The sequence below is a fragment of the Nocardia tenerifensis NBRC 101015 genome (genome assembly GCF_000308715.1).
In the GTDB taxonomy this organism is placed as follows: domain Bacteria; phylum Actinomycetota; class Actinomycetes; order Mycobacteriales; family Mycobacteriaceae; genus Nocardia; species Nocardia tenerifensis.
This window is the reverse complement of record NZ_BAGH01000206.1, coordinates 1-19,677: the sequence shown is the minus strand read 5'-3', so window position 1 is coordinate 19,677 and position 19,677 is coordinate 1. Positions and strand designations below refer to the sequence as shown.

The following is a 19,677-nucleotide window of genomic DNA, read 5'->3' as shown; positions in this document are numbered from 1 at the left end:
CCGGCCCAGGCACCCACGACTCGCGACGCCAGGCTGCCCGCGACCCGCGCCGCCCGGCCACCCACGACTCATCCCGCCCGGCCACTCGCGACTCGCCCCGCCCAGACGCCCACCGTCCGGCTACCCACGACTCGCCGCGCCCAGGCACCCGCGACTCGCGACGCCCGGCCACCCACAACTCACCCGGCCCAACCACTCGCGACTCGCCCCGCCCAGACGCCCACCGTCCGGCTACCCACGACTCGCGCCACCCGACCACCCACGACTCGCGACGCCCCGGCACCCACGACTCACCCTGCCCAGCCACCCGCGATCCGATCGCCGCGGCCCGCGATACTCCCTGACCCACCTGCGAACTCCTCAGACCTCGCAGGAATCCACCACTCGATACCGATCTCATGTCGCCGAAACGACTCCCGTCGCCAGCAGTCCCATGACGACCAGACCCAGCACGATCCGGTACCCGACAAACCAGTCCAGCGAATGCTTAGCGACGAACTTCAGCAACCACGCCACCGACGCGTACCCGACCGCGAACGCGAGCAGCGTCGCCACGATCAACTGCGCCCCACTGGCGTTGAGCCCCTCACCGGCCGGTGCGAACGCGTCCGGAATGCTGAACAGGCCCGACGCGGTCACCGCCGGAATGGCGAGCAGGAACGAAAACCGCACGGACGCTTCCCGAGTCAGCCCGAGGAACAGACCGGCCGAGGACGTGGCGCCCGAGCGCGACACTCCGGGAATCAGCGCGAGGCACTGGGCGAAACCCATCACCAACCCGTCTCGCGTCGTCAGCCGTTCGAGCGGGCGCAGCTGGCGTCCGTAGTACTCCGCCGCCGCGATGACCAGTGCGAACGCGATGAGCATGAACGAGATCAGCCACAGATTGCGCGCCGCGGTGCGAATGACGTCTTTGAGCAGGAAGCCGAGCACGCCGATCGGGATGGTGGCGATGATCACATACCAGCCGATCCGGTAGTCGAGCTCGCGCTGCGCCTCCTGGTCGAAGTAGCGGTCGGCCTGCCCGGCGGTGACAACGGGCAGCCGCGTCGTCACCTGATCGGTGATCGGAACCCGTTCCCGCGCAGACACTTTGCGCAGCACCGTGGTGAACCAGGCTTGCAGGATGCGCCAGATGTCCTTGGCGAAGTACACCAGCACGGCGGCCTCGGTGCCGAGCTGGGTGACGGCGGTGAAGGAGGCGCCCGCGTCGTCGCCGAAGAACACCCCCGACACGATCCGCAGATGCGCCGACGACGAGATCGGCAGGAACTCCGTGAGCCCCTGCACCAGGCCGAGGACGAGCGCCTGCACCCAGGTCATCGATTCGCCCATTACTCGGTCTCCTGGTGTCTCATGCCGCCTCCATGCGTTCCTGCCCGAAAGAACCGTTCCGACTGGGCATTTGGTCAATAAATGGGTCGCCCGCGGGTGAGCACGGGCGCAATCCCGCAGCGACAGTACAGTGTCGCCGCCATGGTGGCATGCCCGCACCGCTGTCGCAGGTCGAGGCGCGACGCGCGAGGCACTGTGCGGGTAGGCGTCCGCACGCCCGCGCACGCTCTAGGCTTGGCGCCGTGACGATTGCGCGGACACGGTGATGGAACAGCGGACGGTCGGCCGCAGCGGCCTACGGGTGTCCCGGATAGGGCTTGCGACCCATACCTGGGGTTCGCATACCGACGCCGACGAGGCGTCGGTGCAACTGGCGGCGTTTCTCGAGGCGGGCGGCACGCTCGTCGACACCTCCCCCGCCTACGCGGCCGGTGGCGCGCAACGCATCCTGGCCGAGCTGCTCGGCGACCTGGTCTCTCGTGACGAACTGGTGCTCAGTGGTTGCGCGGGGATCTCGCCGCGGGTCACGCCCGCTCCCGCCGGACCGGCCGTGCCGGACGCGACCACGCACACCGTCGCCGATACCTCTCGCCGCGCGCTGCTGCGTCAACTAGAACGCACGCTGCTCGAGTTCGGCACCGACCACCTCGACATCTGGAATGTCGCGGTGTGGGATCCGCGGACCCCGCTCGACGAGGTCGCGGCCACGCTGGAGCAGGCGGTGCGGTCGGGCAAGGTCCGCTACGCGGGCGTGCGCGGGTTCGGCGCCTGGCAACTGGCGAGCCTCGCCGCGGTCGGCCCGATCAGCGTCGCGCAGACGCCGTACTCGCTGCTGGCCCGCGACGCGGAGACGGATTTCGTGCCCGCCGCGCTGCACCACGGGGTCGGTGTCGTCGCGTCGGCTCCGCTGGCCGGCGGCATTCTCACCGGCAAGTATCGCGATGGGGTGCCCGCGGATTCGCGCGGCGCGGACGAGGCGACCGCGGCCGATATCCGCAGCAGTCTCGACGAGCGGGCGACACGGGTGGTCGACGCGCTGGTCACCGCCGCCGACGGGCTCGGCACCTCGCCGTTGGCCGTCGCGCTCGCGTGGATTCGGGACCGGCCGGGGATCGCGAGCATGATCGTGGGCGCGCGCGATATCGGGCAACTCACCGGCGTGCTGGCGGCGGAGACGCTGGAGTTGCCGCGGGCGATCGCGGCCGCGCTCGATGATGTCAGCGCGCGGACTGAGTGAGGTATCCGCCCGGAGTCGGGCTCGCGGGCCGGGTGAACGGCTCGCGCCGACCCGATGATCGCCGCCGTGCGGCACGTCTTAGGCTTACCTCATGAGGTGTGCGACGTCCGTGCAAGCGCTGGGTGTTCGATCCACGATGGGCCGGTTCGTGCTGGCCGTCCTCGCGCTCACCTTGGTCGCGGCCACGGGCGCGTGCGGCGCCGACACCGCCTCGACGGGTGGGCAGCGCGGGCCCGCCACCGCGACGCTGACCGATCTCGATCCGGTGCCGATCGGGCCGGAACCGACGCCGGCGCTGCCGGTCACCGTGCGCTCGTTCGACGGGGCGGAGGTCACCGTCACCGACGCGAGCCGCATCATCGCGGTCGATCGCTACGGCACGCTGTCGCAGATCGTGTACGCACTGGGCTTGGGCCCCAAGCTGATCGGGCGCAGCACCGTCGCCATCCCCGCCATTCGCGACGTGCCCAACGTCGCGGGCGGCAACGGGTCGTTGAACCTGGAAGCCCTACTGGCGCTTCGCCCTTCGGTCTTCCTGACCGACGACGTGACGGTCACGCCGCAGCTGCGTGAGCAGCTGCGCGGGGCGGGCGTGAACGTCGTGTTCTTCGACTCGAAGCGCACCATGGAGGGCGTCGTGCCCCAAATCGAGGCGGTGGCAAACGCTTTGGGCGTGCCCGACCGCGGCAAGCGGCTCGGGCAGCGCACCCGCGGCGAGATCGACGCCGCCGTCGCCGCTGTGCCGAAACAGGATCCGCCGCTGCGGATGGCGTTCCTGTACCTGCGCAGCACCGCCATCACCATGCTCGCCGGGCCCGGCTCCGGCGCGGACTCGCTGATCGCCGCCCTCGGCGGAGCGGACGCGGGCGCCGCGCTGTCCGAGCCGTTCGTGACGATCACCAGCGAGGCCATGATCAGCGCCGCGCCCGATCTGCTGCTCGTGATGACGGATGGATTGAAATCCGTTGGCGGAGTGGACGGGCTGGCGAAGGTGCCGGGCATCGCGCAGACACCCGCGGGGCGCGACAAGCGGGTCGTCGACATGTCGGACCAGGTGATATTGAGCTACGGGCCCAATACCGGCCGGGTGATCACGGCGCTGAGCCAGGCCGTGTACGGCAACGCGCCCGCATGAGCGAGTCGACCGTCACCGAGGCCGAAACCCCTGCGGCGCAGCCGTTGTCGCCTCTGCCGAAGTCGCGCCGGCGCTCGCGAACCACGCTGGTGTTCGCCGTCGCGATCGTCGGGCTCGTCGTGCTCGCGCTGGCCTCGGCCGCGATCGGGCAGGTGCCGACCACGCCCGCAGAGGTGGCCGGGAGCGTGCTGCACCGGATCGGGCTGGACTGGGGACCGATGGCCGCACACCCGGCCGGTGAGGTGACGCTGTGGCAGGTGCGGTTTCCCCGCGTATTGCTCGCCATCCTGGTCGGTGCCGCGCTCGCGACGGCGGGCGGGTTGTTGCAGGGGGTATTCGCGAATCCTCTTGCCGAGCCAGGAGTTATCGGGGTGTCCGCGGGCGCCGCCGTCGGTGCGGGCACGGTCATCGTGGTCGGCGGTACGTTCGTCGCGGCCTGGTCGGTGGCCGCGGCCGCGTTCGTCGCGGGGCTGGCCACGACGCTGCTGGTGTATCTGCTCGCCCGGTCCAACGGGCGGACCGAGGTGGTGACGCTCGTGCTCACCGGCGTCGCGATCAACGCCTTCGCGGGCGGGTTGATCGCGTTCCTGTTGTTCATCGCCACGCCCGCCGCCCGGGATCAGATCGTGTTCTGGCAGTTGGGTTCGCTCAACGGGGCGACGTGGGACTCGGTCACCGTCGTCGCGATCCTCACCGCCGTCGGCGTCGCCGCCGCCATTCTCATCGCGCCGCGGCTCGACCTGCTCGCGCTCGGCGAGGCATCCGCGCGCCACCTCGGGGTCGACGTGGAACGCTTGCGCCGCAACGTGATTCTGGTCGTCGCCGTTCTCGCGACCGCGGGCGTCGCGTTCACCGGCATCATCCTGTTCGTCGGGCTCATCGTGCCGCACCTGGTCCGGATGCTCGTCGGTCCCGGCCACCGTGTGCTGATCCCGTTGAGCGCCATCCTCGGCGCGGTCGTCCTGCTCGCCGCCGACGTCGCCGCCCGCTCCCTCGTGCACAACGCCGACCTGCCGCTGGGCATGCTCACCTCACTCATCGGCGGTCCGTTCTTCTTCTGGTTGCTGCGACGGACGCGCGCGCGGGCTGGAGGGTGGGGATGAGCGGGGTTCCTGCCCGGCCGAGGCGGCAGGGCGCAGGCCCGGCTGCATGCCCGAAGCATGGCCGGATTGCCGCATATCGGTCGCGCACAACAAGTCTCGATGCGGAGGTCGGTGTCGGCGGGTTCGCTCAGGTTGCCGACCTTGTCGGAGAGTGGCTGGCAGGGGATGCGGGATGAGTGGACTCAGGCAGGTGCTCGCGCGGACGCATGAGGTGCCGGTCGCGCCGGAGCCGGGAGCGGTCACGTTGCGGGCGCGGGGCGTGAGTGTCGATCGGCGAGGGGCGAATTCGGCGCAGCGGCGGGTGCTGGCGGCGGTGGACTTCGAGGTGGTGGCGGGCGAGATCGTCGCGCTGGTGGGGCCCAACGGCGCGGGGAAGTCGACCCTGCTGGCGGCGCTGGCCGGGGAGTTGACGCCGAGCGAGGGGTCGGTCGAGCTGGACGGGCACTCGCTGACGCACTGGTCACCGCTGGACATGGCGCGGCGGCGGGCCGTGCTGCCGCAGACCCACACCGTCGGTTTCCCGTTCACCGCGCGGGAGGTGGTGGCGATGGGGCGCGCGCCGTGGGTGCGCACCGAGCGACGCGAGCTCGACGACGAGCGCATCGCCGCCGCGATGGCCGCCGCCGACGTGGAACACCTTGCCGCCCGGTCGTTTCCGACCCTCTCCGGCGGCGAGCGCGCCCGCGTCGCGCTCGCCCGCGTGCTCGCCCAGGACACCGGCACCCTGCTCCTCGACGAGCCCACCGCCGCCCTCGACCTCGGTCACCAGGAAGCCGTCCTGCGCCTGGCCACCGCCCGCGCGCAGGCGGGCGCCGCGGTGGTCGTCGTCCTGCACGACCTCGGCATCGCCGCCGCCTACGCCGACCGGGTCGCCGTCCTCGAGTCCGGCCGCATCGCCGCCGACGGGCCACCCCGCGAGGTCTTGACCACCGACCTGCTCACCCGCGTCTACCAACACCCCGTCGAGGTGCTCGATCACCCCGTCACCGGCGCACAACTGGTCCTCCCGATCCGCCGCTGAGCTCTGTCGGCCGGCGCTACGGCCAAGCCACTCCCCTCGACCGGTACGCCTTGCAACACCAGCGCAAGGCGCCGCCGCACCTGCACCACCAGCACTACAGCCACACCATTCCCCTGCCGCCACGCCGCCACCGCCACCGCCACCGCCACCGCCACCGCCACCGCCACACACCATTCCCCTCAGCCGCCACGCCGGCACCGCCAGCGCCACGACCACACCACTCTGACGGACGCAACCCGCTCGCCGACTGCTGGGCGCCCTCAGAAGCCGTATCGGAGTATCCGGTTCGCCTGACGCGACAGGCTCGCACTGCGGGCCGTGAGTTGCGTGAGGGCGCGCAACGGCTGGGGGAAGAGGGCGACCTCGCGGGCTCGGGTAAGCAGCTGTTCTTCGATCAAAGTCAGTCGGGCGCCCCAGGTTTCGGGTTCGTGGGGATCGTCGAAACCTTGGGCTGCGCGGATGCCGAGGGCTTTGATCGAGGGGTGGTATTTCATGGCCCAGGCGGCGAAACGGGTGTACCCGTTGAGGGCGAGTTCTCCGGTCGCGCAGTGTATGGTCACCTCGCGGATCATGGTGTGGAACGTGTCGCCGGGCAGGAATGGGAGCAGGCCCTCGGCGATGATCATGGTCGGTCGATCGGTGGGCAGGTGGCGAGTCCAGCCGGGGTGGGTGAGATCGGCACCCACGAGATGGGAGCTCTGCGACAGCAATTGGCCGCGCAGATCGATGACCTCAGGGTAATCGATGTCGTACCAGTCTACTTCGGCGGGCGGCTCGCATCGGAGCATGCGGGTGTCCAGTCCGCAGCCGAGATCGAGGACCACCGCGTTCGGATGCACGGCGGTGAACGCGCGCACCGCGTCGTCGAGTTTCCTTGCGCGCAGGGCGGTTCCGTAGATGAGGCTGGGTTTCAGCTCGAGTTTCGCGAAATCGTAGTCGAGCCGGTCGGCCAGCTCGGACTGGTGCGTGTCTCCCAGAATTGGGGTGGGCGCGGACGCGTCCAGTGCTCGGGCGCGCAGAGTGAGGAGCAGGGTTTCCTGAATCGGGTCGAGGTCGGGTCGGATTCGGAGCATGGTCGGTCCTTCAGGTGGTGGCGTCCCTGGGATGTCGGGCGGCGAGGTCGCGCAGCCAGGTCAGGGCGTGCTGGGCGGCCCGAATGCGTTCGGTGCGAGCGGGATTCGCGTCATCGATCAGGGCGAGTCCCTCCTCGGCGATGTCGCCGAACGCGCCGAGGCCGGCGATCTTGCGCTGGATGACCTTCTCCCAGGCGTCGTCCTCGATGCGGTAGTAGGCGGTGCGGTCACCGGGAACCCGCACCTTGCGGATCAGGCCGATGGTGGTCAGCAGGCGCATGTTCGAGGTCAGCGAGGCGCGGCTGGCGTGGATGGCGTCGGCGATCTGGCCCGCGGATCGCTCCGGCGGATCGCAGATCATCAGCAGGCCCAGGATTCGCCCGGTGATGGGGGTCAGCCCCCACTCCTCCACGCAGAAGGTGGCGACTCGCTCCACCCACTCCAGCGTGGCGTCCTGTCGATCCGCGTCCGGCATCCCGCGTCCTCCTCGTACTGTGTTTCGGCCCGACTACTGTGGCACGGCGGCCACCGACTCCCGGGTAGGCGTCGGGGTGGGAACGATGACGCGGGTTCGGCGCAGGTGCCGGTCGAACCACTCGACGGCCGGCGCCATGGCTTTCTCGAGACCGGGACCGGTGTAGAGGCAGCCGTTCCAGATACCGCCAGCCGTTCCACACGCTGGGGCTCTGCACCACAACGCATTTCACGCGCCGGTCGAGTACCGCGGCCTGCGCCGCCACCGACCCTCCGATGCTGACGCCCCAGACGCCGATCCGATCGGGGTCCACCTCCGGGCGGGTTCGCAGATACGACACCGCGCTACGAAAATCCTCCGCCTGCCGTTCCGGATAGTCCTGCCCTCGGAGCTCCCCCGCACTGGCGCCGACCGTGTGATAGTCGATCGCGAGGACCGCGAACCCCGCCCGCACGAAATATGGTGCGAACACCCGCAACGCTTCCTTCACCATCGCGCCGGAGTGCCCGAGTACCAGACCTGCGACCGGGCTGTCCGTCGCGGGCAGATACAGGTCGCCTGCGCACGCGGTGCCGAGGCTGTTGAACGTCACCTGCTCGATCTCGCGAGTCATCTTCTCACCTCTCATTGCTAGTCATTTCAGTCTCGACTGAAATGACTAGCATGTCAATGCGCGCCTCCAAACCTGTTGAGGAGAAGGTCGATACGGCATGGGGCCGAGAAGCGATGTGCAGCCCGCATGCCGGGCGCGCGCCGCTCAACGGTCGGGCCGATTCGCGCGCCGCAGTTACCTTTCGCGGCGCGAATTCGTCATGAAGGTGAGGACTGGTATTCGGGCCGCCGAGGGCGGCGACGGGAAGGAGTCGGTAGATGAAGCTTGTGGTGTTCGGAGCCAGCGGTGGTGTGGGGCAGCAGGTGCTGGAGCAGGCCGTGGCGGCGGGGCACGACGTGACGGCGGTGGTGCGGAACGCGCAGAAGGTGGCGCAATTCCCGGTGCGCGTGGTGACGGCGGACGTGGTCGAGGCGGACCCGGCGGTGCTCGTGTCGGCGATCAGCGGTGCGGACGCGGTGCTCTCGGCGGTGGGGCCGGCGAACAACGCGGCGGCGGGCGTGGTCTCGCGGGCCACCGCGGCGATCATCCGCGCAATGGACGAGGCCGGGGTGCGGCGGTTGATCGTGGTCAGCGCCGCGCCCGTACGCACAACGCCGTCGCCGGGAAACCCGAACCCGCCCAAGCGAGACGAGGGCGACGGGTTCTTCCTGAAATACGTGATCTACCCGATCGTGAAGGCCGTGCTGAAGCCGCAGTACGCCGACCTCGCCCTGATGGAGGACGCCCTGCGGGCCAGCGACCTGGACTGGACCGCGATCAGGCCGGTGCAGCTCACCGACAAGCCGCTCACCGGCGACTACCGCACCGCCCTCGGCGAGAACCTCCCCGGCGGCCGATACGTTTCGCGCGCCGACGTCGCCCACTGCATGCTCCGCGCCCTCGACTGGCCCCGGTCCATCCACCAGGCCGTCGGCATGGCCAACTGACCCGGCACAACCAGAATCGGTTGCCGCCCAACGCCTTATCGAGCCGGTGGCGGCAACCGAGGGCGGTGATAGCTCGGTGAAACGCGCCCGTTGCCCCTGCCGGTAGCGCGGCCTGCTCGCGTCGCCCGCCGCCGGGCGACCTCACATTTCTCATCGCTGTGTCGTCGGTCAGGAGAAGCGGCCGGAAGCCCTGGTCGCAAATCTCGAACGGAGACACGATGACCACGGAGGAAGCTCAGATCAGGGAGTTCCTGGCGAGCTGTATGGACGCACAGCGGTCGAAGGACATCGATCGGGTCATGTCGTTCTACTCGCCGGACATCGTCTACTACGACGCCGTCGCGCCCCTGCGCTTCACGGGAACCGAGGAGGTGCGCCGCAATTTCGTGCGGTGGTTCGACGGGTACGTCGGCCCGATCAGCCTGGAGACCCACGATTTGACCATCGTCGCCGGGGAAGACGTGGCCTTCGCCGACATGCTGCAACTGGACTCCGGCAAGCGCCGCGGCGGGATCGACTTGCCGATCTGGGTGCGCGAGACGGTCTGTCTGCGACGGGTGGACGGCGTCTGGGCAATCACCCACGAGCACATCTCGATTCCGATCAGCCGGAAGAACTTTCAAGTCTGGTTCGCGTGCGGAAAGGACACGCCCGCGCGGTGTGGACGAACGATAGTCGGGCTTGTCGCCGCCAGCTTGCTCGTCCGCCTCGGCCTGCGGCGAAAGGGTTCGTGAGCCGCCGGAAGTAGATCGCCGCCCGAATCCCTCAGCGCCACACCAGTTTCAGCACCGCCGGGGTCAGGAGCATGCGGATGACGGTGGCGTCGAGGATGAGGGCGGCGATCATTCCGTAGGCGATGTACTTCATCAGGACCAGGTCGGAGAAGCCGAAGGCGCCGGTGACGACGATGAGAATGGCCGCGGCGGAGGTGATCACGCCGCCGGTGTGGGCGATGCCGTAGCGGATCGCCTCGGGGGGTTCGGCGCCTGCGGCCCGCGCCTCGGCCACGCGAGACAGCAGAAACACCTCATAGTCGGTGGACAGTCCGAAGACCACGGTGACGATCAGCGCGAGCACGGCGAACATCAGCGGACCGGGCGTGAAGTGGAAGAAACCCGCCCCGTGCCCCTCGACGAACACCCAGGTGAGCACGCCGAGCGTGGACACCAAACTCAACGCGCTCATCGCGACGGCCTTGACCGCGAGCACAATTGATCGGAACGCCGCGTACATCAACGTCAACGCCGCCGCGGCGAGAATCGCCACCAGCACCGGCAGCCCGCGCAACAACCCGTTGATGCTGTCGCGCTCCAGCGCGGGCACCCCGGCGACCATGATGTCCACGCCGGGCGGCTCCGGAATCGCCCGCAGCGCCGAGATCACTCGATCGGAGTCCTTCCGGTCGGTGAGCCCGGCCTGCAGCACGTTGATGCCGTCCTTGGTCGCCACCGAGGGCTCGAATCGGCCGGTGAGCCCGGGGATTCGGCCGGCCTCGTACCGGATGTCGCTGAGCTGCTGCGAATCAGCCCCACGCACAACCAGTTTCAGCGGCTCGGTCCGGAAGCTCGGGAACAGCTCGTCGAACCGCTCCTGCGCCACCCTGGCCGGGTTCTGCGCGCCGAGATATTTCTCACTGATCCCGCCGAACTCGATGTGCCGGAAGGGAATACTCAACGCCAGCAACGCGAGCACGATCGGCACGGCGATCGCCAGCGGCCGCCGCATCGCCCACTGCGCGAGCCGGGAGAAGAACCCGGCGTCGATCTGCGCCTCGCTCTTGCTGCGGGAGAACCGCTTCCAGCCGAGCAAGTCGATCCGCCGACCGGCGATGCTCAGGGCCGCGGGCAGCGCGGTGACCGAGAGCAGCGCGGCGAGCAGCACCGAGCTGATGCCGCCGTAGGGCACCGACCGCAGCACGCCGTTCGGAAAGATGAACAGCGCACCGAGACTCACCGCGATGATCGCCGCCGAGAACAGCACGGTGCGCCCCGCGGTCGCGACCGTGCGCGCGGTGGCCTCCTCCACGCTGCGACCGGCGGCCAGCTCCTCGCGGAACCGCGTGACGGTGAACAACCCGTAGTCGATCGCCAGCCCGAGACTCACCAAAGTCATGACGGTGCTGGCGAATACGTTCACATCGATGATCCCGGTCAGCACCCGCATGATGCCCGCCGTGCCCATGATCGTCATGCCGCCGATCACCACGGGCAGCAAGGCCCCGACCACCCCGCCGAACACGAAGTACAGCAGGATCGCCACCAACGGCAACGCGATGATCTCCGCGCGGTGGATGTCGTTCTGCATGCCGGTATTGAGCCCGGCGAGCACCGGCTGCAACCCGGCGAGCTGCACGGTCGTGCCGCCGGGTCCGCCGCCGATCGTCCCCGCGCCGAGGTGGTCCTTGATGGCCGAGTAGTTCTCGACGGTGGCGGTGCCCTCGCCCCGCAGGCCGACGCTGGCGAACGCGTGCGTGTGCGAGGCGTCGGTCGCGTTGGCGGCGAACGGGCTGTCCCAATAACTGTCGATTTTGAGGATGTTGTCGGGGAACCGCGCCAGCAGTCCGTTCAGCGCGCCCGTCACGGCCGACCGCACGGCCGGGTCGTCGACCGTCGTTCCGTCCGGCGCGGTGTAGAGCAGGATCAGGTCGCTGTCGGTGTCGCGTCCGAAGGTCGCGTCGGCGATCTTGGAGGCCGCCACCGACTCGCTCGACTCGTCGAACCAGCCCTCCTGCGTCAGCCGCCCGGCCAGATCGCGGCCGTACCAGCCGGACGCGAGCACCGCGAGCGCGAACACGCCGAGCACCAGCAGCCGATGCCGGTAGACGAATCCGCCCCACCGCAGCAATCCGGTGTGCACCCTCGAATCGTCCCGAGGTGCGCCGCGCACCCGCGAACTCCGCGGATCCGACACGGTCAGCCGCAGGCGGGCGTGCGGTAGTCGGCGGAGCGCAGGATGCCGCACAGGTCGGTGCGCGAGATCTTCCACTCGCCGTCGAGCAGCACGAAGTGCACGACGGTCGTGCGCACGGCGGTGCCGGTGCCGTCCTTGTCCAGGCGCATGGTGGCGGTGAGCGTGCCGTCGTGATTGTCGAAGACCGGATCCGTCACGCCGTAGACCGCGCGCGGATTGTCCTGCAGCGCCTTGTACATGTCGGGGATGGCGGTGCGGAACGCGTCGCCGTCCTCGATGAGATCGGTGCGCTCGGAGTCGGGCAGGGCGGGGTCGAGTGCCCGCTTGATCTGCGCGTCGAGCTGCGCGGCGCTCGGCAGCGGCGGATGGGCGGCCAGCGAGGACGTGGTGATGGAGGCGGACAGCGACGCGTTGGCCGACGAACGAGCGGCGTCGACGGACGCCTCGTCCGATCCGGTGCTGCATGCCGCGGTCGCGACCGTGAGGAGCAGGCCGGCGGCGGTCAGCGCGGTGCGGGCGAGAAGTGTGTATGGCATCACCATCTACATACCATCAATGACGGAACTGATGCGTCCCAGCAACGCGCGCACGGTCGTCATTTCGCGATCCGGCGCCGCCTCGACGGGCACCGCGTCGGGGATCATGTCGCGCACCAGCGCGACGACGCTGCGTTCGTCGTCCAGGTCGATATCGGTGACCCTGGCCTCGGCGACCGCGACGACGTCCTCGGGGCCCGGCACGTCCGTCGTCAGGTCGGCCCGGTAGATCTCCAGCCGCAGGCTGGACCGGACCGTTCGAAAGGCATAGGGCCTGCCGTCGCCGGTGGTTCCGAAGCCGTGAGCGAACGGACCCACGGTTAGGTCATCTATGGCAAATCCCGACGTATGGTCGGCTATCAACCGGATCTCCCTGATTTGGACACTGATTCAGCTCAACCGTAACCCGCATCACCGACATTCTCCCCCCGCCGCCACCCCGGTACGTCGCCTCGGTGCGCCATCATGGTCAGATGGTGGAGTTGCGGTTAATCGTCGGTAGCGGTCGGTAGAAGGAGTTCGGTGGATGCGCCCTCGCGCCTGGGTTCGATCGGCGGCGTTCACGGGTTCCGCCGTGATCACACCTCACGACCGCATCCGGATCGGTAGCCTCCCGCTCGTCGCCGTCGCGGCGGTGGCGCTGGTGACCGGCTGCTCCACCGGCTCGGACGGCGAGAACCTGCCGACCAGGGAGCCCGCGACCGCCGCCGTCTCCCCCGCCGCGAGCGCGCGCCCCGCGGGCGAGGTCGCCGCGCTGACCAATCCGCTGCGCGCCCTGCTCGCCGAGGAGCGCACCGGGCAGATCGCCGCGCTCGACGCGGCCAGCGAGACGAGCACCAAGCTCTTCCTCATCGACCCCGCGACGCTCACCCGGCTCGGCCCCACCGGCGCCCCCGACCCCAGCGTGCGCACCCTCTCGCTGCCCGCGCGCGGCGCGACCCTCACCCAGGGCGCGCCCGGCGAGCTGCTGATCCCCGCGCCCCACCGGATCATCCGCGTCGACCTCACCGCCGACACCGTCAGTGACGTTCCCTTCGACGGCGACGCCCGATCGGTCCAGCGTCGCGACGACGGCACCCTGCTCGTCGGCACCGCCGACGGCAAGGTCCGCACGATCTCCCCAGACGGCAGGGTCGTGCGCACCGTGACCGGTCTCGCCTCCGCCGACGCACTGGCGCTCACCGCGGATCACGTGTCCGTACTCGATCGCCGCCAGACCTCGGTCACCGAGATCGAGCTCGGCAAAGACGATCTGGGCCTCGCGCTGCGCGCGGGCGACGGCGCGACCACCATGATCGCCGACCGGTTCGGCCGCGTCATCGTGACCGACACCGCGGGCGGGGAACTGCTGGTCTTCAGCGCCGGACCGCTCGTCCTGCGTCAGCGCTTCCCGGTAAACTCTTCGCCTTACGCGCTCGCCTACGATCAGCGGTCCGACACCGTGTGGGTGACGTGCACGCAGAGCAACGAAGTCGTCGGATTCGATCTGTCGACAGGTATACCGGCAGAGGTCGGCCGCTACTCGACGGTGCGGCAGCCGAACTCGGTGACCATCGATCAGCGCACCGGTGACATGTTCGTGGGGTCCGCGGTCGGCGACGGCCTGCAGCGGATCCGGGCGGACGATCGGAAGAGAGGCCACTAGATGACTCCGGCAACGCGCGCAGACGACGAACCCGCATCACCGCCCGAGCAGCGACCGCGCCGCGGTGCGCTGCCCGCGGGCTGGGAAACCACCAGCGACGACTACGAATACGTGCCGCTGCGGCTCCCGCCCGAGGTGACCAGGGTGACCGCGTCCATGCGGCTGGCCATCCAGGCCGAGTTCGGCGGCTGGGAACTGTCCCGCGTGCGGGCCTACACCGACGGGAGCCGCCGGGTGCTGCTGCGCCGCCGAAAAACCGCCGCACTACCTCTGCCCGAGCCCGGAATGTGAGCTGATGTACGCCCTGTTACTGCGCCTGATGTTTCTGGTTCCGCCGGAACGCATCCACCACTTGGCCTTTGCCGCCCTGCGCCTCGCCGCCGCCTTCGCGCCGCTGCGCTGGCTGATGACCAAGATCCTGGCCACCGACGATCCGATCCTGCGCAACACCGCGTTCGGCGTCGAGTTCCCCGCCCCGGTCGGCCTGGCCGCCGGATTCGACAAGAACGCCGACGGCGTCGACGCCTGGGCGCCACTGGGTTTCGGCTTCGCCGAGATCGGCACAGTCACCGCCCAGGCGCAGCCGGGCAATCCCGCGCCGCGGCTGTTCCGGCTGCCCGCCGACCGCGCGCTGATCAATCGTATGGGCTTCAACAACTTCGGTGCCGAGGCCGCCGCCGAGCATCTGCGCGGGCGCCGCGGCGACGTGCCGATCGGCGCGAACATCGGCAAGACCAAAATCGTCGAACCGGCCGACGCCGCAAACGATTACGCGGTCAGCGCGGCTCTGCTCGGCCCGCTGGCCGACTTCGTCGTCGTCAACGTCAGTTCGCCGAACACCCCGGGACTGCGCGACTTACAGGCCGTGGAGTCGCTGCGCCCGCTGCTGCGGGCGGTGCTCGACAGCGTGCGGGTGCCGGTGCTGGTGAAGATCGCCCCCGACCTGTCCGACGAGGACATCGACGCCGTGGCCGATCTCGCCGTGGAGCTCGGCCTGGCCGGCATCGTCGCCACCAACACCACCATTCGCCGCGACGGCCTGCGCACGCCCGCCGACGAGGTCGCGGCGATGGGCGCGGGCGGGCTGTCCGGCGCGCCCGTCGCGGATCGCTCCCTCGACGTGCTGCGCCGCCTCTACCGCCGCGTCGGCGACCGCCTCGTGCTGATCTCCGTCGGCGGCATCGAGACCGCCGACCAGGCGTGGGAACGCATCCGTGCGGGCGCGACCCTGCTGCAGGGCTACACCGGCTTCATCTACGGCGGCCCCTTCTGGACCCGCAAGATCCACCGCGGCCTCGCACAACGCCTGCGCGCCAACGGGTATCGCAACATCACCGAGGCCATCGGCGCCGAGCACACCGCCAACGCCTGAGCGACTCGGCGGTGTGGCCCGGCACGCGAGCTATCCGAACACGTACGGCGGTTCGATGACGTGCCCGCGCGACGCACACGGGGTGCCGTCCTCGTCCGGTGGCATCAGCCGCGCCACCATCCGCTCCGCGAGCAGCAGAATCGCCTGGGCCGTGGTGAGGCCGAGTTCGCCGGCGTAGCCGTCCATCAGGGCCTGCGCGGCCGGATTGTCCACGGCCAGTGGGTCACCGGCGAGCTCGTCGAAGCGCATGCCGGCCAGCGCCTGAGCGTGGGTCAGCCGCCGGTCCGGCAGCCAGCTCAGCCGCCATGCTTCGGCGCCGGAATCGGCTGTGCGGTGGGCGGATTCGGGGCTGCGGTCACTGATCATCGACCAGTCCGTCACGTCAATGGTCACGACGTCCTCCTGTCGTGCATCCGGTGTGCAGTCCAAGGTCGGGGTGCTGCACGATGGTTCCCCCGCGCGGGTGCGCGTACGACGAACGGCCTCGTTCCGGAGGTGGGGCGGGGCCGCGCCGAGGTCGGACAACCGCTTCCGGGTGTGTCCGGCCTCGGCCGAAGGTGCTGTAGTTCGAAGAATCGGGCTCGTCGCCAGGCCCTCCCGCGTACCTGGCTGGGCGATGATCGCCAATTCGACTGGCAATCACCATTATCCGGGGCGATTGCCTTTGTCCAGCTTTTATTGACGCTACGTCGCCTCGCTAAACCTCCTATCGATGAGGACCGGACTCGAGATTACGGAGGGTGGGTCTCAGTGATGGCTCCGCCGGATTTCGGAATGGTTGCCGTCGCACGCCGTGGTGCGTGTGTCGCAGAGCGTCTGGTCTCGACGCAACCTCGCCGCCATGCGCTTGGCGAGCAGGATCACCGCGTGCTCGCGCAGGATGCCGAGGTGGTCGGCGTAGGCCTCGACCCGGGCCTGCGCCACCCGATCGTGCACCGCGTTCGGGTCGCTGAGGATCTCGTCGAGTTCCATGCCCGCGCGGGCCTGGCCGGGGGTGAGCGCGCGGCCGGGCAGCCAGGTCAGCCGCCACGAGTCCGGTTCCGCCGCGGGGCGATACGCGGACTCGGGAGTGAGGGTGCTGCCGATCCAGTCGGCCGTGTGAATGATCATGCCTGCCTCCGCAGGGTGAGAACCGACTCGTCGGTGGCGTCGCCGGGTCGGGGAGGTGGATGTGCACGAATGCCTCCGCTCGAGCATTCGCCCGTGCGGCACGGTCAGCGCGTGCCACACGGTCACTCCGAGCTGTTCGGCCGGCGCCGCTGCCGCCGGGTCGGAGAGTCGATTCGGGTCGGCGGCGAGCTCCGCCGATGTCATTGCGGCCGTGGCCTGTTCGCGGGTCACATGGTCCGGTAGCCGGCCCGGCTCCGCGCTCGCCACGCGGAACGCCCACTCCGGGCTGACGCTGCTCGTCATCGATCCGTTGTTCACGTAGATCGTCACGACTGGCTCCACGGCGGGAGGTGCCGCCGCGCGATTCGCCGACGCGCCGAATCCGGGGAGAAGCCGGGCGCGCGGGAAAACGGCGACAGCAGAGGGTGTTTCGGCCGAGCTGCCGGCGAACGCGCAAGGGTTCACCTAGTCGACGGCGTGGTTGGCGTCCAGCTCGGTCGCGCACGCGCCGGGCCTGCGCCGGCCGCGCCGACGGGTGTGCCGCATCAAGAGAATTACCTTCATCACCAGGGACCTCCCAGCCGGCTGGTGTGGCGACCGATCGCCAGATCCCAGTGTGGCAGTCGCCCATAACGGACGTCAATTGACATCCCGTAATGGGCGATTGACACACAATCGGCCGTCCGACTGTTGCGAAATGAGCCTTCTTCGAAGGTGTCTCGGTGCGGCACAGGCCGATGACGCGCTCGCGCCGGGCAGTCCGCGGGAGGAAATGGCAATTGCAGGCGGCCATTTGGCAATTGACGGAGGCGAGTCGCCGTACGTACCGTGGGTTCACCAGTGGTTCGCCGCGGCCGGGAGCTGAGAACCGAGACGAGGAGGCCCGCGATGGCCGTCCATGAGTCGCACATCGTCGCCGTGCGCAGCGCGCTCCAGCAACTGTCCAAGCACCGCGGGCTCACTCCGGAACGGTTGCGCACCACCGAGATCGACGGCGGCACGCTCTTCGCCCTCCCGGCGGTGCAGCATCGCCGCGGTCAGCTCGGCGGCGACGAGCCGGAGGCCCTGATCTCGGTGGTCCGGGAACTCGCGCAGCGGCTGCTCGCCACGGATCGGATCATCGTCGACGTGGAGTTGGCGCTGCGCCTGTTCGACACGGCGACGGTGCCGAACCTCGATCGCGCGCAACTGTACGGCAACGAACTCGGCACCCGCCGAGCCTATCTCGTGGAGCATTGGGACGCGCTGCACGTCGCGGCCGGCGCCGACGACGTCCCCCCGATCCCCACCGTCCGTTCGCTCCGGGCGACGCCGGAGCGCAACGCCTTCACCGCGCTCGCGCGGGCTCTCGCGGCCGGCACGGCCGTGACCATCGTCCCCGCCATCGCGCCGGTCGAAACCCGCTCGCGCGCAACGCGTCCCGTCGTCACCATCATCGGCGACGCCGTGATCGACGAGGTGCTGCGCTGCGAGCGCATCCCGGAGCCCCGCCGGTCGACCCGCTCGGATCGCGAGCGGATACCGGGCGGAAAGGCGCTGTATCGCGCGGTCGCGGCCGCCAGGCTCGGCCTCGACGTCCGGCTGCTCGCGGCCGTCGGTGACGACGCCGACGGCCGCGAAATCCTCGGCTATCTCCAGTCGGAGAACGTCGATACCGAGCTCGTCCGGGTGGTGTCCGACGCGCCGACCTCCGTGGTCACCGTGGTCATCGACGCCGACGGTGTCCGCAGCCTCGTGCACAAACATCCCTCGACCCAGTGCACCGAGGAGCACCTGCGCTCCCCCGCCGTCCGCGCCGCCCTCGCCGCGTCCAGCGCGGTGCTGCTGACCTTCGAGCAGCCAGGCGAGATCGTCGAACTCGTGCTGGAAACCATTCGGACGCTGCGTGTTCGGCCGATCGTGCTGCTGCATCCGGCGCCCGCGGACGAGCCGCCGCGCCATCTGCACAGGTTCCTCGGCCTCATCGACCACCTGATCGGTTCCCCGTACGAACTCGAACGCGTCGCCCAGGAGACCGGTTCCGCCGCCGACACCATCTCCCGGCTCCGCCTGCTCGGCGTACATTCCGTCTGCGCCTTGGAGGACTTCCAGGCCAGCGTCCACTCCGACGCGGTGACCGCGCACATCCACCGCCCCTCGGTCGGCCTCGAGGACACCCCCAGCGTGCGCGCGGTCTTCTCCGCCGCCCTCGCCTACCGCTTCGTCACCGGCACCGGCCCGGCGACCGAGCAGGACTTCCGCTGGGCCGTCGCCGCGATGGTCGCCGCCCACTCCGGCTTCGCCACCCTGCGCGGCGCGGAACTCATCGGCGAGATCGATCGCATCGTGCGATTCGCCGAGGAGCACCACCCCGGGGAATTGCTCGGCGAAAACTGAGTGGCACACGATGAAACACTAACCAGCCCAGCCATTTACATGCGATTGTCGGGAGACACCGATGTTCGCTGATGGAGCGCGTCCTGTGATCTACACCACCCCGAGGGGTAATCGCTTGCCGCCCGGTAACTTTGCCTGATTTGCCAGAAGTGTTACGTAACAGGCTAAATCGCAAAGCGGAATCAACCGGACCATGGATCGGTCACTTTCCACCCCTGGAATTCGACCGCGAGCAGCCCCCACGGGCGAGCCGAACGGGTGTTGAATCGAATCGGAACATAGACCGTGTCACCGTCGCGGACGAATCGCTCCCCCGGTGCCACGACCATCCGAGAACTCGATCCAGAGAACCTTGGAGGCCGACGTGACCATCGAATTCCGTTCCCCCGACGACACCGTGCACCGACTGACCCGCAAGGGTCTCGACCTGAAAGTTCGGGTGGCGGCGCTACCCGGCGGTGAAGAATACGGCCACCTCTTGGTTTTCGGCGCGATCACCGAGGGGTGCCTGGTACGCATTCATTCTCGGTGCTTCTACGGCGAGGTGCTGCGATCCGAGGACTGCGACTGCGGCGCCGAGATCGACGCGACGATGGACATGATCCAGGCGGCGGGCGCGGGCGTGCTCATCTACATGGAGCAGGAAGGCCGCGGCGCCGGTCTGGTGAACAAGGCGCGCGGTTACCACGTCCAAGAGCGCACGGGCGCCAATACCTTCGACTCGTACCGCTCGCTCGGCCTGGACCCCGACAGCAGGGATTACCTGCTCGCCATTACCGGGCTGCTGAGACTCGACATCGCGAGTCTGCG

The 19,677-nt window shown here is 69.4% G+C and carries 19 protein-coding genes and 1 pseudogene; 11 read left to right on the top strand and 9 right to left on the bottom strand.

Annotated elements, in window-relative coordinates; translation table 11 throughout:
- Nucleotides 1–396: 396 nt before the first annotated feature.
- Nucleotides 397–1,335, bottom strand: a complete 939-nt coding sequence (locus tag ON39_RS17625; RefSeq protein WP_040735400.1) for an undecaprenyl-diphosphate phosphatase — start codon at nucleotides 1,333–1,335, stop codon at nucleotides 397–399.
- A gap of 265 nt (nucleotides 1,336–1,600) precedes the next feature.
- Between ON39_RS17625 and ON39_RS17620 the strand changes: the two genes are divergently transcribed.
- The 4 genes from ON39_RS17620 (at nucleotide 1,601) to ON39_RS17605 (ending at nucleotide 5,831) form a co-directional block, all read left to right on the top strand.
- Complete coding sequence (locus ON39_RS17620) at nucleotides 1,601–2,572, top strand: aldo/keto reductase (RefSeq protein WP_040735399.1); 972 nt, start codon at nucleotides 1,601–1,603, stop codon at nucleotides 2,570–2,572.
- Between the two features lie 91 nt (nucleotides 2,573–2,663).
- Complete coding sequence (locus ON39_RS17615) at nucleotides 2,664–3,707, top strand: heme/hemin ABC transporter substrate-binding protein (RefSeq protein ID WP_051186752.1); 1,044 nt, start codon at nucleotides 2,664–2,666, stop codon at nucleotides 3,705–3,707.
- On the top strand, nucleotides 3,704–4,810 hold the full coding sequence (locus tag ON39_RS17610; RefSeq protein WP_040735396.1) for a FecCD family ABC transporter permease: 1,107 nt from the start codon (nucleotides 3,704–3,706) through the stop codon (nucleotides 4,808–4,810). The genes ON39_RS17615 and ON39_RS17610 overlap by 4 nt, the downstream gene beginning before the upstream one ends.
- Nucleotides 4,811–4,982: 172 nt before the next feature.
- Complete coding sequence (locus ON39_RS17605; RefSeq protein ID WP_040735395.1) at nucleotides 4,983–5,831, top strand: heme ABC transporter ATP-binding protein; 849 nt, start codon at nucleotides 4,983–4,985, stop codon at nucleotides 5,829–5,831.
- Between the two features lie 260 nt (nucleotides 5,832–6,091).
- Here ON39_RS17605 and ON39_RS17600 read toward each other — a convergent pair whose 3' ends face one another.
- From ON39_RS17600 to ON39_RS51455, 3 genes and pseudogenes are all read right to left on the bottom strand, one after another.
- Nucleotides 6,092–6,904: a class I SAM-dependent methyltransferase gene (locus tag ON39_RS17600; RefSeq protein ID WP_040735394.1), complete on the bottom strand. Its 813-nt coding sequence runs from the start codon at nucleotides 6,902–6,904 to the stop codon at nucleotides 6,092–6,094.
- Between the two features lie 10 nt (nucleotides 6,905–6,914).
- Nucleotides 6,915–7,379 (bottom strand): GbsR/MarR family transcriptional regulator, encoded by a 465-nt coding sequence (locus tag ON39_RS50620; RefSeq protein ID WP_040735393.1) that lies wholly within the window; start codon nucleotides 7,377–7,379, stop codon nucleotides 6,915–6,917.
- Between the two features lie 187 nt (nucleotides 7,380–7,566).
- Nucleotides 7,567–7,992, bottom strand: a pseudogene (locus ON39_RS51455) (alpha/beta hydrolase); the annotation flags it as partial.
- Between the two features lie 257 nt (nucleotides 7,993–8,249).
- Between ON39_RS51455 and ON39_RS17590 the strand changes: the two are divergent.
- Both ON39_RS17590 and ON39_RS17585 read left to right on the top strand, forming a co-directional pair.
- Entirely contained in the window at nucleotides 8,250–8,918 is a 669-nt protein-coding gene (locus ON39_RS17590) for an NAD(P)-dependent oxidoreductase (RefSeq protein WP_040735391.1), read from the top strand.
- A 218-nt stretch (nucleotides 8,919–9,136) separates the two neighbouring features.
- Nucleotides 9,137–9,652 (top strand): YybH family protein, encoded by a 516-nt coding sequence (locus ON39_RS17585; RefSeq protein ID WP_040735390.1) that lies wholly within the window; start codon nucleotides 9,137–9,139, stop codon nucleotides 9,650–9,652.
- Nucleotides 9,653–9,683: 31 nt separating this feature from the next.
- On the opposite strand, the gene ON39_RS17580 is transcribed toward ON39_RS17585, so the two are convergent.
- Genes ON39_RS17580 through ON39_RS17570 form a run of 3 tightly spaced genes read right to left on the bottom strand, consistent with a single transcriptional unit; the run spans nucleotide 9,684 to nucleotide 12,727 of the window.
- A complete protein-coding gene (locus ON39_RS17580) occupies nucleotides 9,684–11,774 on the bottom strand; it encodes an MMPL family transporter (protein ID WP_246002654.1) in 2,091 nt (696 codons plus the stop codon).
- A 56-nt stretch (nucleotides 11,775–11,830) separates the two neighbouring features.
- Complete coding sequence (locus ON39_RS17575) at nucleotides 11,831–12,364, bottom strand: WKL family lipoprotein (RefSeq protein ID WP_246002655.1); 534 nt, start codon at nucleotides 12,362–12,364, stop codon at nucleotides 11,831–11,833.
- A gap of 6 nt (nucleotides 12,365–12,370) precedes the next feature.
- Complete coding sequence (locus ON39_RS17570; protein ID WP_040735388.1) at nucleotides 12,371–12,727, bottom strand: hypothetical protein; 357 nt, start codon at nucleotides 12,725–12,727, stop codon at nucleotides 12,371–12,373.
- Nucleotides 12,728–12,938: 211 nt separating this feature from the next.
- On the opposite strand from ON39_RS17570, the gene ON39_RS17565 reads away from it, so the two are divergent.
- The 3 genes from ON39_RS17565 to ON39_RS17555 are packed head-to-tail and all read left to right on the top strand — an operon-like array spanning nucleotide 12,939 to nucleotide 15,381.
- A complete protein-coding gene (locus ON39_RS17565) occupies nucleotides 12,939–14,009 on the top strand; it encodes a YncE family protein (protein WP_246002656.1) in 1,071 nt (356 codons plus the stop codon).
- Entirely contained in the window at nucleotides 14,010–14,300 is a 291-nt protein-coding gene (locus ON39_RS17560; protein ID WP_085998210.1) for a DUF5703 family protein, read from the top strand.
- A gap of 4 nt (nucleotides 14,301–14,304) precedes the next feature.
- Complete coding sequence (locus tag ON39_RS17555) at nucleotides 14,305–15,381, top strand: quinone-dependent dihydroorotate dehydrogenase (protein WP_040735387.1); 1,077 nt, start codon at nucleotides 14,305–14,307, stop codon at nucleotides 15,379–15,381.
- 30 nt (nucleotides 15,382–15,411) lie between these two features.
- Here the strand turns inward: ON39_RS17555 and ON39_RS17550 are convergent, their stop codons facing one another.
- Entirely contained in the window at nucleotides 15,412–15,774 is a 363-nt protein-coding gene (locus ON39_RS17550) for a hypothetical protein (RefSeq protein WP_063713362.1), read from the bottom strand.
- A gap of 354 nt (nucleotides 15,775–16,128) precedes the next feature.
- Entirely contained in the window at nucleotides 16,129–16,821 is a 693-nt protein-coding gene (locus ON39_RS49840) for a hypothetical protein (protein ID WP_174412536.1), read from the bottom strand.
- Between the two features lie 558 nt (nucleotides 16,822–17,379).
- On the opposite strand from ON39_RS49840, the gene ON39_RS17540 reads away from it, so the two are divergent.
- The gene (locus ON39_RS17540) at nucleotides 17,380–18,867 is read left to right on the top strand and encodes a carbohydrate kinase family protein (protein WP_040735384.1); all 1,488 of its coding nucleotides are present in this window, start codon (nucleotides 17,380–17,382) and stop codon (nucleotides 18,865–18,867) included.
- A 364-nt stretch (nucleotides 18,868–19,231) separates the two neighbouring features.
- On the top strand, nucleotides 19,232–19,677 hold a 446-nt coding region (locus ON39_RS17535; protein ID WP_506329723.1), incomplete at its 3' end, for a GTP cyclohydrolase II.

Bases quoted from the DNA above. Each gene is read 5' to 3' on its own strand.
- ON39_RS17590 (WP_040735391.1), top strand. From the start codon at position 8,250: ATGAAGCTTGTGGTGTTCGGAGCCAGCGGTGGTGTGGGGCAGCAGGTG.
- ON39_RS17605 (WP_040735395.1), top strand. From the start codon at position 4,983: ATGAGTGGACTCAGGCAGGTGCTCGCGCGGACGCATGAGGTGCCGGTC.
- ON39_RS17610 (WP_040735396.1), top strand. From the start codon at position 3,704: ATGAGCGAGTCGACCGTCACCGAGGCCGAAACCCCTGCGGCGCAGCCG.
- ON39_RS17615 (WP_051186752.1), top strand. From the start codon at position 2,664: ATGAGGTGTGCGACGTCCGTGCAAGCGCTGGGTGTTCGATCCACGATG.
- ON39_RS50620 (WP_040735393.1), bottom strand. From the start codon at position 7,379: ATGCCGGACGCGGATCGACAGGACGCCACGCTGGAGTGGGTGGAGCGA.
- ON39_RS17555 (WP_040735387.1), top strand. From the start codon at position 14,305: ATGTACGCCCTGTTACTGCGCCTGATGTTTCTGGTTCCGCCGGAACGC.
- ON39_RS17625 (WP_040735400.1), bottom strand. From the start codon at position 1,335: ATGGGCGAATCGATGACCTGGGTGCAGGCGCTCGTCCTCGGCCTGGTG.
- ON39_RS17540 (WP_040735384.1), top strand. From the start codon at position 17,380: ATGGCCGTCCATGAGTCGCACATCGTCGCCGTGCGCAGCGCGCTCCAG.
- ON39_RS17575 (WP_246002655.1), bottom strand. From the start codon at position 12,364: ATGCCATACACACTTCTCGCCCGCACCGCGCTGACCGCCGCCGGCCTG.
- ON39_RS17560 (WP_085998210.1), top strand. From the start codon at position 14,010: ATGACTCCGGCAACGCGCGCAGACGACGAACCCGCATCACCGCCCGAG.
- ON39_RS17620 (WP_040735399.1), top strand. From the start codon at position 1,601: ATGGAACAGCGGACGGTCGGCCGCAGCGGCCTACGGGTGTCCCGGATA.
- ON39_RS17585 (WP_040735390.1), top strand. From the start codon at position 9,137: ATGACCACGGAGGAAGCTCAGATCAGGGAGTTCCTGGCGAGCTGTATG.
- ON39_RS17600 (WP_040735394.1), bottom strand. From the start codon at position 6,904: ATGCTCCGAATCCGACCCGACCTCGACCCGATTCAGGAAACCCTGCTC.